The following is a 13,270-nucleotide window of genomic DNA, read 5'->3' as shown; positions in this document are numbered from 1 at the left end:
GTTCGCGCAGCTGCTCGTTCGTCGGCTCGGAGGGCGCGTTCATCATCAGGTCTTCCGCGCGCTGGTTCNGGGCTCGCGCCCCCCCCCGACCTGTTTCCGGGCCGCGGGCGTCAGACGACGCGCTCGACCATCATCCGCTTGATCTCGGCGATCGCCTTGGCCGGGTTCAGACCCTTCGGGCAGGTCTTGGCGCAGTTCATGATCGTGTGGCAGCGGTAGAGCTTGAAGGGATCCTCCAGCTCGTCCAGCCGCTCGCCGGTCGCCTCGTCGCGCGAATCGATGATCCAGCGATAGGCGTGCAGCAGCGCCGCCGGGCCGAGGTAGCGGTCCGAGTTCCACCAGTAGCTCGGGCAGGCGGTCGAGCAGGAGGCGCACATGACGCACTCGTAAAGACCGTCCAGCTTCTTGCGGTCCTCGATCGACTGACGCCATTCCTTGGCCGGCCGGTTGGTCTTGGTTTCCAGCCAAGGCATGATCGAGGCGTGCTGGGCATAGAAATGCGTCAGGTCCGGGATCAGGTCCTTCACCACCGGCATGTGCGGCAGCGGGTTGATCTTGACGACCTCGCCATGCACCTCGTCGAGGCCATAGATGCAGGCCAGCGTGTTGATGCCGCCGATGTTCATCGCGCAGGATCCGCAGATGCCTTCCCGGCAGGACCGGCGGAAGGTCAGCGTCGGGTCGATCTCGTTCTTGATCTTGATCAGCGCGTCCAGAACCATCGGGCCGCACTTGTCCATGTCGAGGAAATAGGTGTCGACCCGCGGGTTCTCGCCGTCATCGGGGTTCCAGCGGTAGATCTGGAACTTGCGGACATTCTTGCCCTCGGGCTTCGGCCAGGTCTTGCCGACGCGGATCTTCGAGTTCTTGGGAAGCGTAAGCTCAACCATGGGGTCGGTCCTTTCCAGTCGTTCCGGAAATCTGGCGGCCGTGCATCGCTGGCCGGAGGTCTGGCTGTCGGGCGGGGGCCATGCTCAGCCCCCGATCTGATAGAGCGGGCGCGACGGATACTCGCCCGATTTGCGCTGCACGCAGGCGGTGTAGCCCGCGTTCGGGTCGCCGAAGTCGACGCCGGGCTGGAAATCCAGCTCGTAGCCCTGCGACAGGTTCCCGTTCGACACGCCGGCCTTGACGGTGCCGCTCAGCGCGCGCGTCGGCTGGAAGCGGCTGGCGCAGACGCGCTCGGCATCGGCGCGCGGGATCGGGCCGCAGGCGGCAAGCGTTGCCGCCGCCGCCAGACCCAGCATCCCAAGGCGCGTCACCGCCGCCATCGGCTCAGTAGACCCGCGCCTTGGGCGCGATCTTCTTCAGGTCGATCCCGCCTTCGTCGGCGCGGGTCAGCGGTTCGAGATGCACCGGGCGGTAGCCCAGTTTCACCTCGTTGCCCTCGACCCAGGCCAGCGAGTGCTTGCGCCAGTTCACGTCGTCGCGGTCCGGATAGTCCTCGTGCGCATGGGCGCCGCGGCTTTCCTTCCGCGCCTCGGCACCGACGATCGTCGCCAGCGCGTTCGGCATCAGGTTGGTCAGCTCGAGCGTCTCCATCAGGTCCGAGTTCCAGACGAGGCTGCGGTCGGTGACCTTCAGGTCGCCCTGCTTGGCGGCGACGGCCTTCATCTTCTCGACGCCCTCGGCCAGCGTCTTGTCGGTGCGGAAGACGGCGGCGTCGGCCTGCATGGTCTTCTGCATCTCAAGGCGCAGGTCGGCCGTCGGGATCGCGCCCGAGGCATGGCGCAGCCCGTCGAACCGGTCGAAGGCCTTGTCGATCGAGGCCTTGTTCAGATCCGGGTTGGCCGAGGCGGGGTTCAGGATCTGGCCGGCCTTGATCGCCGCGGCGCGGCCGAAGACCACGAGGTCGATCAGCGAGTTCGAGCCAAGGCGGTTCGCACCATGCACCGAGGCGCAGCCGGCCTCGCCCACGGCCATCAGGCCCGGGAAGACGGCGTCGGGGCTGTCGGCGGTCGGGTCGAGAACCTCGCCCCAGTAGTTCGTGGGAATGCCGCCCATGTTGTAGTGCACGGTCGGCAGCACCGGGATCGGTTCCTTGGTCAGGTCGACGCCCGCGAAGATCCGCGCCGATTCCGAAATGCCCGGCAGGCGTTCATGCAGGGTTTCCGGCGGCAGGTGGTTGAGGTGCAGGAAGATGTGGTCCTTGTGCTCGCCCACGCCGCGGCCTTCGCGGATCTCCATGGTCATGCAGCGCGAAACCACGTCGCGCGAGGCCAGATCCTTGTAGGTCGGCGCGTAGCGTTCCATGAACCGCTCGCCTTCCGAGTTGGTCAGATAGCCGCCCTCGCCGCGGGCGCCCTCGGTGATCAGGCAGCCCGAGCCGTAGATGCCGGTCGGGTGGAACTGCACGAATTCCATGTCCTGCAGCGGCAGGCCGGCCCGCGCGACCATGCCGCCACCGTCGCCGGTGCAGGTATGGGCCGAGGTGGCCGAGAAATAGGCGCGGCCGTAGCCGCCGGTCGCCAGCACCACGGTCTTGGCGCTGAAGACATGCATCGTGCCGTCGTCCAGCTTCCAGGCGAGCACGCCCACGCAGGACTTGCCGTCCTCGGCCATGATCAGGTCGAGCGCAAAGTATTCGATGAAGAACTCGGCCTTCTGCTTCAGCGACTGGCCGTAGAGCGTATGCAGGATCGCGTGGCCGGTCCGGTCGGCGGCGGCGCAGGTGCGCTGCACCGGCGGGCCTTCCCCGAACTCGGTGGTGTGGCCGCCGAACGGGCGCTGGTAGATCTTGCCCTCTTCGGTGCGCGAGAACGGCACACCGTAGTGCTCAAGCTCGTAGACCGCCTTGGGGGCCTCACGCGCGAGGTACTCCATGGCGTCGGTGTCGCCCAGCCAGTCCGACCCCTTCACGGTGTCGTACATGTGCCACTGCCAGTTGTCGGGGCCCATGTTCGCCAGCGAGGCGGCGATGCCGCCCTGCGCCGCGACGGTGTGCGAGCGGGTCGGGAAGACCTTGGTGATGCAGGCGGTGCGCAGGCCCTGTTCGGCCATGCCCAGCGTCGCGCGCAGGCCCGCGCCGCCGGCGCCGACCACCACCACGTCGTAGACATGCGTCTCGTATTCGTAAGCAGCCATCTTATTCGTCCTTTGTCCCGCTCAGAGCGCCATCTTCACGAGCGCGAAGAGGCCCACGGCAGAGATCAGCCACGACAGGCAGATCACGGTGATGATGAGCCCCTTGCGAAGCGTGCCGCGCCAGTAGTCCTCGATCATCATCGTGGCGCCGGCAGCGAAGTGGCGCATCGAGACGATGAGGAAGAGCGCGGTCCAGATCGCCCAGAAGGGGTTGGCGAAGAAGGCGCGGACGCCCTCGTAATCCTTGCCCAGCGTCGAGCCGAAGCCGATGACGAAGACCGGCGTCAGGATCGCCAGCGCGACGGCGCTGACCTGCATGTGCCAGTGATGCTCGGTCCCGGTGCCAGAGGCGCCGCGGCCCACGGCGCGCTTGCGGTCGGTGATGTAGCGCATCGGTGCCTCCTCAGACGATGACGGCGACGAGGACGGCCAGCACGACCGACCCGATGACGCAGGCCCAGCCGAGCTTCTCGGCGGTGGGAATGTCGAGCCCGCGGCCCGCGTCGAAGATCAGGTGCCGGATCCCGGCGAGGAAGTGGTAGCAAAGACCCCAGAGCGACAGGAAGAACACGATGTCGCCCAGCCACGAGGTCACGCAGGCATTCACCTGCGCGAAATACTCGGGCGAGGTCGCGGCGGCGAGCATCCACCAGGTCCCCAGGAAGAAGGCGACGATCATCGCGTTCCCGGTGATCCGGGTGAGGATCGACGTCATCGAGGTCAGTTGGGGGCGGTAGTACGGTCCGATCATGAACGGCGAGATCGGCCGCTGGACCCTCTTGGGCTCTGCCATCTTGGCTCCCTCTTCGACTGGCGGGCTCGGCTGCCGGGGCCGCCGTGCCGGGCTGGGATAGTGGTCCCTGAATAGCGGAAAAAATCCCCAAGTCACGCGCGCCGTGCAGCTGCGGCATGCAAAAGCGCACCGAAACGGCGGATTTTCGGCTTTTGTGATCACACGCCCGCAGGCTGTGATCACGATGTTGGCGCTCACGGGGGCGCGGCGAGTCGTCGCGGCCGAGTCAGGCCAGATGCGGGCGGAACTCGGCGACGACGCTCTCGTAGACGGCGCGCTTGAAAGGAACGATGGCGGCGATCATCTCGTCCGCGGCGATCCATTTCCATTCCGCGAACTCGGGGTGCTCGGTCGCGATGTCGATCTGCGCGTCCGCGCCGGTGAAGCGGAACAGGAACCACTTCTGCTTCTGCCCGCGGTACTTGCCGCCCCAGACCCGGCCCAGCAGCTCGGGCGGCAGGTCGTAGGTGACCCAGTCTTCGGTCTTGGCGACGAACTCGACCAGCTCGCCAGTGACCCCGGTCTCTTCCCACAGTTCGCGCAGCGCCGCGGCGCGCGGCTTCTCGCCCTCGTCGATGCCCCCCTGCGGCATCTGCCAGGCCGGCGGCGCGCCGGCGGGGCTGTCGATCCGGCGCCCGGCGAAGATCCGCCCGCGGGCATCGATCAGCATCACGCCGACGCAGGGGCGATAGGGCAGGTCTTTGGTCATCAGGCAGGCTCCGGTCCGGGTTCGCCGCCACCCTAATCCACCGCTCTCCCGGGGGAAAGCCGCCGGGCCCCGCGCCCGGACGCGGGGGGCGCGGGGGGTATGCATACCCCCCGCACCTCCGTCCCGCTCAACGAAAAAGGGGGGGCGCGACGGCCCCCCCTTCCAATCGCTTGCGGCTCTGGTCACTCGACCGGCTGCACCGCGGCAAGACCCTTCAGGATGTCGATCGCATAGGCCATCTGGTAGTCGTCCTGACGCAGCTTCGCCGCCGCCGCGGCCTGGGCGCGCTCTTCCTCGGCCTGCTTCTTCTCGTCCTCGGTCATCGAGTCGTTCGAGATCGCGCCGCGCAGGTCGGCTTCCGAGCGCATCCGCCCGGCGGTGGCCGAGGCCGGCGCGTTCTCGTCCTCGGCGGTCGGGGCGGGGCGCTGCTCGACGACGATGTCGGGGTTGATCCCCAGCGCCTGGATCGAGCGGCCCGAGGGCGTGTAGTAGCGCGCCGTGGTCAGGCGCATCGCGCCGTCGCCCTTCAGCGGGATCACCGTCTGGACCGAGCCCTTGCCGAAGGACTTGGTGCCCACGACGATCGCGCGGTGATGGTCCTGCAGCGCGCCGGTGACGATTTCCGAGGCCGAGGCCGAGCCGCCGTTGATCAGCACCACCATCGGCTTGCCCTGCGCCATGTCGCCCGGTTCGGCGTTGTAGCGCTCGCTGTCCTGCGGGTTGCGGCCGCGGGTCGAGACGATCTCGCCCGCGTCGAGGAAGGCGTCCGACACCGAGATCGCCTGGTTCAGCAGGCCGCCCGGGTTGTTGCGCAGGTCGATGACGAAGCCGTTGACCTTGTCCATGCCGCCGGCATCCTCGACGGACTTCTTCAGGTCAGCCTGCAGGCCGGGGAAGGTCTGGTCGTTGAAGGCCGAGATCCGCAAGATCACGGTCTTGCCCTCGACGCGGCTGGTCACCGACTGCACCTTGATGGTGTCGCGGGTCAGCACGAGGTCGAAGGGCTCGGGCGTGCCCTCGCGGGCGATGGTGATGGTGATCTCGGACCCGACCGGGCCGCGCATCATGTCCACCGCCTGGTCGAGCGTCAGGCCCATCAGGCTTTCGCCGTTCACATGGGTGATGAAGTCGTTGGGCTGCACGCCGGCCTCGGCCGCGGGCGTCCCGTCGATCGGCGAGACGACCTTCACGAAGCCTTCTTCCTGCGTGACCTCGATGCCGAGACCGCCGAACTCGCCGCGGGTCTGCACGCGCATGTCGGCGAAGTCGTCGGGGGGCATGTAGCTCGAATGCGGATCGAGCGAGGTCAGCATGCCGTTGATCGCGGCCTCGATCAGCTTCTTGCTGTCGGGCGCCTCGACGTACTGGGCGCGGATGCGTTCGAAGATGTCGCCGAACAGGTCGAGCTGTTCATAGACAGAGCTGTCGCTCTTGGCCTCCTGGGCGATCAGGGGGCCCGCGACCTGGGTGGTCAGCAGCGCCCCTGCCACGGTGCCGCCCAGTGCGGCCAGAACGAACTTCTTCATCTTTGCGTCATCCCTGTTTCTGTGAACCACTCCGACGGGTCCACGGGGGTCTTGCCCTGCCTGAGTTCGATGTAGAGCGTCTCGGTCCGCTCCGCACCACCGCCCTGCTGCGCGGCCGCCAGAAATTCGCGCCCCCCGGGTTCGGCGCCGCCCATCAGGCCGATCGGTGCCCCGGCCTCGATCACGTCGCCGACGGCACCATAGACGGTCCCCAGTCCGGCCAGAACCAGAAGATAGCCGGAGGCGGGCTCCAGAATCATCACGTTTCCGTAGTCGAGCAGGGGCCCGCGATAGCGGATGGTAGCGGCCCAGGGCGTGGTGACCAGCGCCGCGGGGCGGGTGGCGACGATCAGGCCGGGGCGGCGGATGCCGGCGGCATCGGCCTCGCCCGCGCGGCGCAGGATCCGCCCCAGCACCGGCATCGGCAGCGTGCCCTTGGCGCCGGCGAAGTCCAGCATCGGCGGGCCGATGTCGCTGTCGAGCCGCACGATCCCGTCGGTGAACCCTTCCAGCGAATCCGCGCTTTCGCGCAGGCGCGTCAGCTCCTCGGGTTCGGCCAGGAAGCGCGTCGGCAGGTTCGAGCGGTCCTGCATCGCCTGGCTGAGCGCGGTGCGCGCCTCCTGCGCGGCGGCAAGGCCCGAGGACAGGATGCCCACCGAGTTCTCCTGCACCGCGCGGATCGCCGCGACCTCCTTGAGGTCCGAGGCGAGGTCGGTCGCCTCGGCCTGCAGGGCCGGAGTGACGTCGGACAGGATCATGCCGGCGCGCACGGCGGATTCCGGCCCCGCGGGATGCAGCAGCGCGACCGGGGCCGGGCTGTCCTGCATCGACATCATCGCGCCGAGGATCTGGCCGATCCGCACCCGGCGCTCGTCGAGGTCGCGGGTGATCTCCTGCTCGCGCAGGCTGGCGCGGCGCAGCCCCTCGCGCAGGTCCGACAGGCCCGCCTCATAGGCGCGGATCGTGCGCGACAGCGCATCGACCCGCTCGCGGCCGGAGCCTGCGTGCTGCAGCGCCTCGATCGCGTTGCGCAGCTCTTCCGAGGCGGTCACCGCGCCATCGGCAGCGGTCACCGGGCGCGGCGGGGCGCCGCGGGCGGCGGCGGGGATCTGGGCTGCGGTCTGGTCCTGTGCCTCGGCCCGGTAGACCCCGGACGAGAGCGCGACCGCACAGGCCGAGGCCGCGGCGAACGCCAGCAGAAGCGGCGCGGGGCGAGCGATCATGCGCGGACGATCAGGCTTTCGCCGGTCATCTCGGCCGGCTTCGGAAGACCCATCAGGTCGAGCAGCGTCGGCGCGAGATCGGCGAGCCGCCCCTTGCGCAGGCCGGCGCCCGCCGGGCCGCCGATCAGCGCGACCGGCACCGGGTTGGTGGTATGGGCGGTGTGGGGGCCGCCGGTTTCCGGATCGATCATCGTCTCGCAATTGCCGTGGTCGGCGGTCAGCACCATCGCACCGCCGGCCTCGGCCAGCGCCGCCGTCACCGCGGCAAGACCGCGGTCCACCGCCTCGCAGGCGGCGATGGCGGCGGGCAGGCTGCCGGTATGGCCGACCATGTCGGGGTTGGCGTAGTTCACCACGATCAGGTCGTAGCCGTGGCGGATCGCGGCCACGAACTGTTCGGTCACCTCTTCCGACGACATCTCGGGCTGCAGGTCATAGGTGGCGACCTTGGGCGACTTCGGCATGAACCGGTCCTCGCCGGCCTCCGGCTGCTCCTTGCCGCCGTTCAGGAAGAAGGTGACATGCGGATATTTCTCGGTCTCGGCCAGCCGGAACTGGGTCAGGCCCTGCTTCGCGACCCATTCGCCCAGCGTGTTGACGATGGTCTGCTTCGGATAGCAGGTGGTCATGAAGTCGTTGTGGGCCTTCGAGTAGTCGACCATGCCCAGAAGCGCGGCCCAAGCAGGGCGCGGGCCGGTCTCGAAGCCGTCGAACTCCGGCGCGCCGATTGCCAGCAGGATCTCTCGCGCGCGGTCGGCGCGGAAGTTCAGGCAGAAGACGCCGTCGCCGTCCTTGGCGCCGGCGAAATCCCCGATCACCGTCGGCGCAATGAATTCGTCGGTCTCGCCGCGGGCATAGGCGGCCTCTACGGCAGCCACGGCATCGGTGGCGGTGCCGCCCTCGGCCTTGACCATCGCGTCATAGGCGCGGCCCACCCGCTCCCAGCGGTTGTCGCGGTCCATCGCGTAATAGCGCCCGATCACGGTGGCGACCCTCGCGCCCTCGGGCAACCGCGCCACCAGATCCGCCACGAAGCCCGCCGCGGACGAGGGCGCCACGTCGCGCCCGTCGGTGATCGCATGCAGCGCCACCGGCACCCCCGTCGCGGTCACCGCCCTGCAGGCCGCCAGCACATGCTCGATATGCCCGTGCACGCCGCCGTCCGACACCACGCCCATCAGATGCGCCGTCCCGCCCGAGGCCTTGAGCGTCGCGCAGAACGCCTTCAACGCGGCATTGTCGAAGAAGCTGCCGTCCTCGATCGCGAGGTCGATCTGGCCCAGATCCATCGCCACCACCCGGCCCGCGCCGATATTGGTGTGCCCGACCTCGGAATTGCCCATCTGGCCGGTCGGCAGGCCGACGTCGGGGCCATGGGTGATCAGCGTCGCATGCGGGCAGGTCGCCATGATCCGGTCGAAGCAGGGCGTGTCGGCCTGCGCCGGGGCGTTGCCCTCGATTTCGTCGCGTTGGCCCCAGCCGTCAAGGATGCACAGAACAACGGGCTTGGGATGCATCGCGGATCTCCTGTCGGCGCCGGGGAGGGGCGGGGCCATCGCTTGGCCCCGTGACACTTGGAGCCCGTGATACTTGCCCCCGCCGCGGCGTTCAACCGGCCCCGAGTCGGTCTCGTGTCGGCTGCATCAGATCGCGCTGGAATGTCCGGCCTTCGACAGGTCGTAGGCGTCGAAGCAGCGCGCGATCATCCGGGTCAGCGGTCGCGCGCGTTCCGGCACCACCAGCCCCGCGGCCGAGATCTCGACCATCTCGGGGAACTGGTGCCAGGCCTCGGCGAACAGCGCCGACAGCCGGCCCTGCGGCACGCCGAAGTCGCGGACCAGCTCGGCGCTGTCGATGCGGAAGTCGCACATCACCGCCTCGATCATCCGCGCGCGCAGCGCATCCTCGCCGGTGAAGACATGGCCGCGCGCGGTCGAGAAGCGCCCTTCGCGGACCGCGCGCTGGTGGTCCGACGTGGCGGGCGCATTCTGTGCATAGCCCTGCGGGAAGCGCGAGATCGACGAGGCGCCAAGCCCGATCAGCACCGGCGCGGTGTCCTCGGTATAGCCCTGGAAATTGCGGCGCAGCCGCCCCTTTCGCGCGGCCTTCGCCAGCCCGTCCTCGGGGCGGGCAAAATGGTCGATGCCGATCTCGGCGTAGCCGTCCCAGACAAACAGCTCGCGCGCGGTCTCGAACAGCGACAGGCGTTCCTCGGGCGTGGGCAGGGCGTCGGACGGGATCATCTGCTGGCGCCGCGCCATCCAGGGCACATGCGCATAGCCGTAAAGCGCCACCCGGTCCGGGCTCAGCGACAGAAGCTGCTGGACCGAGGCCGCGATCCGCGCCGGTGTCTGGTCGGGCAGGCCATAAAGGATGTCGGCGTTCAGCGAGGCGATGCCGCGGGCGCGCAGCATCTGCACGGCGCGTTCGGTCACCGCATAGCTTTGCTCGCGGCCGATGATCTTCTGGATGCCGGGGTCGAAGTCCTGCACCCCGATCGAGGCGCGGTTCATCCCCGCCGCCGCCAGCGCGTCGAGCCGGGCCGCGTCGATCTCGTTCGGGTCGATCTCGACCGAGAATTCCCAGTCCTCGACCGGCTCGACCGCGGCCTTGGTCGCCTCTGCCAGCCGGGTGATGTCCTCGGGATGCAGCAGCGTCGGCGTGCCGCCGCCCCAATGCAGCCGTGCCAGCCGCACGCCGGGGGCGAGGCGCGCCTTCAGCATCGCCAGTTCCGCCAGCAGCACCTCGGCATAGGCGCGCACCGGGTCGTCGGACTTGGTGCCCTGCGTGCGGCAGGCGCAGAACCAGCACAGCCGACGGCAGAAGGGCACATGCATGTAGAGTGAAATCGCCGTTCCCGCAGGCACGGCCGAGATCCAGTCGCCGAACACCTCCGCGCCGACCGCGGGGGTGAAATGCGGGGCGGTGGGATAGCTCGTGTAGCGCGGCACCCGCGCATCGAAGAGACCCATCCGGAGGAGTTGCGATTGTGTTGTCATGCCCGTAGGTTGACCGAGACGAAGTATGTCGACCTTGATTTGGGTCAAACCCGGCCATGAGCTTGCACAGCACCCCTGAGATTTCCGTGAACTGCGGCGACTGCCCGATCCGGCATCGGGCGGTCTGCGCGCGTTGCGAAAGCGATGATCTGGCGCGGCTTGAATCGATGAAGACCTATCGCAGCTACGAGGCCGGCCAGACCGTGATCTGGGCCGGCGACGACATGGACTTCGTGGCCTCGGTCGTCTCTGGCATCGCGACGCTGACGCAGGCGATGGAGGACGGGCGCACGCAGATGGTGGGGCTGCTGCTGCCCTCAGACTTCGTCGGGCGTCCGGGACGGGCGCGGGCGGCCTATACCGTCACCGCGACCTCCGATCTTCTGATGTGCTGCTTCCGGCGCAAGCCGTTCGAGCAGATGATGGCCTCGACCCCCAGCGTGGCGCAGCGCCTGCTGGAGATGACGCTGGACGAACTGGACGCGGCGCGGGAATGGATGCTGCTTCTGGGCCGCAAGAGCGCGCGAGAGAAGATCGCGAGCCTGCTGGCGATCATCGCCCGGCGCGATGCGACGCTGCGGCTGAAGTCGCCGGCCGGGCGGATGAGCTTCGACCTGCCGCTGACCCGCGAGGCGATGGCGGACTATCTGGGCCTGACGCTGGAGACGGTGAGCCGCCAGATCTCGGCGCTGAAGCGCGACGGGGTGATCGAGCTCGAGGGCAAGCGCCACGTCACCGTGCCCGATTTCGACGAGCTTCTGGCCGAGGCCGGCGACGACAGCGACGGCGGCGCGCTGGCTTGAGCCTCTGAATTCACAGGCCGAGCGCGGCCATCGCCTCGGTCAGCGAGCGGTGCTCGTGATGGGCGAGATGCTCGCGGCTTTCGAGGAAATCGGGGATCTGCACCACGGTCATGCCGGCGGCGCGGGCGGCGCGCACGCCAAGGTCGCTGTCCTCGAAGGCAAGGCAGCGGGCGGGGGCGATCCCCAGCGCCCGGGCCGCGGTCAGGTAGACGCCGGGCTCGGGCTTGGCGGACCCGGCGGTGTCGAAGCCCACCACGGCATCGAAGCGCCCGGCCAGCCCGGCCTTGCCGATCTTCCACAGCGCGCTTTCGGTGGCGCTGTTGGTGGCCACCGCCCGCGGCAGGTCCAGCCGGTCGAGCGCGTCGAGCATCGCGTGCACGCCGGTCTTCAGCGGCACGCCCTCGGCCAGCCCGGCGCGGAAGGCCTCGCCCAGCGCGGTCTTGGTCACCACCGGGTCGAGCGCGACGCCGAGCCAGTCACAGATCATCGCGAAGCTGGTGTCGGTATCGACGCCGACCATGCCGTGCAGCACCTCTTCGGGCACCGGGTGGCCAAGCGCGGCCATCGCCTCGACCCCGGTGCGCAGGGCCACGGCCTCGGTGTCGAGCAGGAGCCCGTCGAGGTCGAAGATCACGGCGTCGAATGCGAAGCGGGAGGGGAGGGCGTCTTCCATGCTGCTATCGCTAACGTGACCCGCCGGGAAAGGGAAGCCGCAGGCCGTGACGCAGCGGCGGACTGGCGCGGGGCGGGGGCGGGGCCTAGCCTCGTTGCGCTGCAGCAACACGTTCGATCACGAGACGGGGGCCTTCCATGAGCGACATCCTGATCCTTTCGGCCAAGCGCACGGCGATCGGCGGCTTCGGCGGCACGCTGTCGGGGCAGGCGCCGACGAAGCTGGCGGCGCTGGTCGCGCAGGCGGCGGTGGCCGAGGCCGGGGTCGCGCCGCAGGCGATCGGGCAGGTGGTCTTCGGCCATGTCATCAACACCGAGCCGCGCGACATGTACCTGAGCCGCGTCGCGATGATCGAGGCCGGCATCCCCGACACCACCCCCGCGATGAACGTGAACCGGCTGTGCGGTTCGGGCGCGCAGGCGATCGTCTCGGCCGCGCAGGCGCTGGCCTTGGGCGAATGCGAGCTGGCGCTGGCCGGCGGCGCCGAGGTGATGAGCCGGGCACCCTTCGCGCTGACCACGGCCCGCAATGGTCAGAAGATGGGCGATACCAAGGCCTTGGACATGCTGACCGGAGCCCTGACCTGCCCCTTCGGCACCGGCCACATGGGCGTCACCGCCGAGAATGTCGCGGCGGAACACGGCATCAGCCGCGAGGATCAGGACGCCTTCGCGCTGGAGAGCCAGGCCCGGGCCGCCCGCGCCATCGCCGAGGGGCGCTTTGCCGGGCAGATCGTGCCGGTCGAACTGGCCGGGCGGCATGGCTCGAGCTTCTTCCAGGTGGACGAGCATCCGAAGGCGACCACGCCCGAGGCGCTGGCGGGGTTGAAGCCTGTGTTCCAGAAGGGCGGCAGCGTCACCGCCGGCAATGCCAGCGGGATCAACGACGGCGCGGCGGCGCTGGTGCTGGCCCGGAAGAATGCCGTGACGGAACAGGGGCTTGAGCCGATCGCACGGCTTCTGGGCTGGGCCGTGGCGGGGGTGCGGCCCGAGGTGATGGGGCTGGGACCGATCCCGGCGGTCGAGAAGCTGTGCATGATGACCGGCCTCGCGGTGCGCGACTTCGACCTGATCGAATCGAACGAGGCCTTCGCGGCGCAGGCGCTGGCCGTCAGCCGGGCGCTGGGCCTCGACCCCGAGCGGGTCAACCCCAATGGCGGCGCCATCGCGCTGGGCCATCCGGTGGGGGCGACGGGGGCGATCCTCACCGTGAAGGCGATCCACGAGTTGCGCCGGACCGGCGGGCGGCGGGCGCTGGTGACCATGTGCATCGGCGGCGGGCAGGGGATCGCGCTGGCGCTCGAGACGGTCTGACACCGGCGATTTAATGGGGGTGACAGGCGTGCACCGCGCGTGCACCCCCCGTACACCCCCAACGCGCGGCGCCTTAACCGCCGGGTGAGGTCCCGCGCCCGGGCGGCGCGGCAGGGCGGCGGTCAAAAACGACACCCGCCCGGACCC

13 protein-coding genes are annotated in these 13,270 nt (G+C 69.2%); 2 read left to right on the top strand and 11 right to left on the bottom strand.

From position 1 onward, the window contains the following. Nucleotides 1-110 precede the first annotated feature (110 nt). The 10 genes from V8J36_RS17220 to hemN form a co-directional block, all read right to left on the bottom strand. A complete protein-coding gene (locus tag V8J36_RS17220) occupies nt 111-890 on the bottom strand; it encodes a succinate dehydrogenase iron-sulfur subunit (protein ID WP_336468561.1) in 780 nt (259 codons plus the stop codon). A gap of 84 nt (nt 891-974) precedes the next feature. After that, nucleotides 975-1,271 (bottom strand): hypothetical protein, encoded by a 297-nt coding sequence (locus V8J36_RS17215; protein WP_336468560.1) that lies wholly within the window; start codon nt 1,269-1,271, stop codon nt 975-977. Nucleotides 1,272-1,275: 4 nt separating this feature from the next. Then, entirely contained in the window at nt 1,276-3,084 is a 1,809-nt protein-coding gene (gene sdhA / locus V8J36_RS17210) for a succinate dehydrogenase flavoprotein subunit (protein ID WP_336468559.1), read from the bottom strand. A gap of 21 nt (nt 3,085-3,105) precedes the next feature. Continuing rightward, nucleotides 3,106-3,477: a succinate dehydrogenase, hydrophobic membrane anchor protein gene (gene sdhD / locus V8J36_RS17205; RefSeq protein WP_336468558.1), complete on the bottom strand. Its 372-nt coding sequence runs from the start codon at nt 3,475-3,477 to the stop codon at nt 3,106-3,108. A 10-nt stretch (nt 3,478-3,487) separates the two neighbouring features. Then, the gene (gene sdhC, locus V8J36_RS17200) at nt 3,488-3,877 is read right to left on the bottom strand and encodes a succinate dehydrogenase, cytochrome b556 subunit (RefSeq protein WP_336468557.1); all 390 of its coding nucleotides are present in this window, start codon (nt 3,875-3,877) and stop codon (nt 3,488-3,490) included. 226 nt (nt 3,878-4,103) lie between these two features. After that, a complete protein-coding gene (locus V8J36_RS17195; RefSeq protein WP_336468556.1) occupies nt 4,104-4,586 on the bottom strand; it encodes an RNA pyrophosphohydrolase in 483 nt (160 codons plus the stop codon). Between the two features lie 182 nt (nt 4,587-4,768). Beyond that, nucleotides 4,769-6,112, bottom strand: a complete 1,344-nt coding sequence (locus V8J36_RS17190) for a S41 family peptidase (RefSeq protein WP_336468555.1) — start codon at nt 6,110-6,112, stop codon at nt 4,769-4,771. Beyond that, on the bottom strand, nt 6,109-7,335 hold the full coding sequence (locus tag V8J36_RS17185; RefSeq protein ID WP_336468554.1) for a murein hydrolase activator EnvC family protein: 1,227 nt from the start codon (nt 7,333-7,335) through the stop codon (nt 6,109-6,111). Before V8J36_RS17185 ends, V8J36_RS17190 begins: the two co-directional genes overlap by 4 nt. Beyond that, entirely contained in the window at nt 7,332-8,852 is a 1,521-nt protein-coding gene (gene gpmI / locus V8J36_RS17180; RefSeq protein WP_336468553.1) for a 2,3-bisphosphoglycerate-independent phosphoglycerate mutase, read from the bottom strand. The genes V8J36_RS17185 and gpmI overlap by 4 nt, the downstream gene beginning before the upstream one ends. A 126-nt stretch (nt 8,853-8,978) precedes the next feature. Beyond that, nucleotides 8,979-10,334: an oxygen-independent coproporphyrinogen III oxidase gene (gene hemN / locus V8J36_RS17175; protein ID WP_336468552.1), complete on the bottom strand. Its 1,356-nt coding sequence runs from the start codon at nt 10,332-10,334 to the stop codon at nt 8,979-8,981. 56 nt (nt 10,335-10,390) lie between these two features. On the opposite strand from hemN, the gene fnrL reads away from it, so the two are divergent. Further along, nucleotides 10,391-11,137 carry a transcriptional regulator FnrL gene (gene fnrL / locus V8J36_RS17170; protein WP_336468551.1) on the top strand — a complete coding sequence of 249 codons (747 nt, stop codon included), beginning with the start codon at nt 10,391-10,393 and terminating at the stop codon, nt 11,135-11,137. Nucleotides 11,138-11,147: 10 nt separating this feature from the next. Here fnrL and V8J36_RS17165 read toward each other — a convergent pair whose 3' ends face one another. Continuing rightward, complete coding sequence (locus V8J36_RS17165) at nt 11,148-11,810, bottom strand: HAD family hydrolase (protein WP_336468550.1); 663 nt, start codon at nt 11,808-11,810, stop codon at nt 11,148-11,150. A 137-nt stretch (nt 11,811-11,947) separates the two neighbouring features. Between V8J36_RS17165 and bktB the strand changes: the two genes are divergently transcribed. Beyond that, on the top strand, nt 11,948-13,123 hold the full coding sequence (bktB, locus tag V8J36_RS17160) for a beta-ketothiolase BktB (protein WP_336468549.1): 1,176 nt from the start codon (nt 11,948-11,950) through the stop codon (nt 13,121-13,123). Nucleotides 13,124-13,270 lie beyond the last annotated feature (147 nt).

The organism is Frigidibacter sp. MR17.14, assembly GCF_037095735.1.
Taxonomy (GTDB): domain Bacteria; phylum Pseudomonadota; class Alphaproteobacteria; order Rhodobacterales; family Rhodobacteraceae; genus Frigidibacter.
This window is presented reverse-complemented; position numbering and strand designations above follow the sequence as displayed.

Bases quoted from the DNA above. Each gene is read 5' to 3' on its own strand.
- V8J36_RS17215 (WP_336468560.1), bottom strand. From the start codon at position 1,271: ATGGCGGCGGTGACGCGCCTTGGGATGCTGGGTCTGGCGGCGGCGGCA.
- sdhA (WP_336468559.1), bottom strand. From the start codon at position 3,084: ATGGCTGCTTACGAATACGAGACGCATGTCTACGACGTGGTGGTGGTC.
- hemN (WP_336468552.1), bottom strand. From the start codon at position 10,334: ATGACAACACAATCGCAACTCCTCCGGATGGGTCTCTTCGATGCGCGG.
- V8J36_RS17185 (WP_336468554.1), bottom strand. From the start codon at position 7,335: ATGATCGCTCGCCCCGCGCCGCTTCTGCTGGCGTTCGCCGCGGCCTCG.
- sdhD (WP_336468558.1), bottom strand. From the start codon at position 3,477: ATGCGCTACATCACCGACCGCAAGCGCGCCGTGGGCCGCGGCGCCTCT.
- V8J36_RS17190 (WP_336468555.1), bottom strand. From the start codon at position 6,112: ATGAAGAAGTTCGTTCTGGCCGCACTGGGCGGCACCGTGGCAGGGGCG.
- fnrL (WP_336468551.1), top strand. From the start codon at position 10,391: ATGAGCTTGCACAGCACCCCTGAGATTTCCGTGAACTGCGGCGACTGC.
- V8J36_RS17195 (WP_336468556.1), bottom strand. From the start codon at position 4,586: ATGACCAAAGACCTGCCCTATCGCCCCTGCGTCGGCGTGATGCTGATC.
- sdhC (WP_336468557.1), bottom strand. From the start codon at position 3,877: ATGGCAGAGCCCAAGAGGGTCCAGCGGCCGATCTCGCCGTTCATGATC.
- bktB (WP_336468549.1), top strand. From the start codon at position 11,948: ATGAGCGACATCCTGATCCTTTCGGCCAAGCGCACGGCGATCGGCGGC.
- V8J36_RS17220 (WP_336468561.1), bottom strand. From the start codon at position 890: ATGGTTGAGCTTACGCTTCCCAAGAACTCGAAGATCCGCGTCGGCAAG.
- gpmI (WP_336468553.1), bottom strand. From the start codon at position 8,852: ATGCATCCCAAGCCCGTTGTTCTGTGCATCCTTGACGGCTGGGGCCAA.
- V8J36_RS17165 (WP_336468550.1), bottom strand. From the start codon at position 11,810: ATGGAAGACGCCCTCCCCTCCCGCTTCGCATTCGACGCCGTGATCTTC.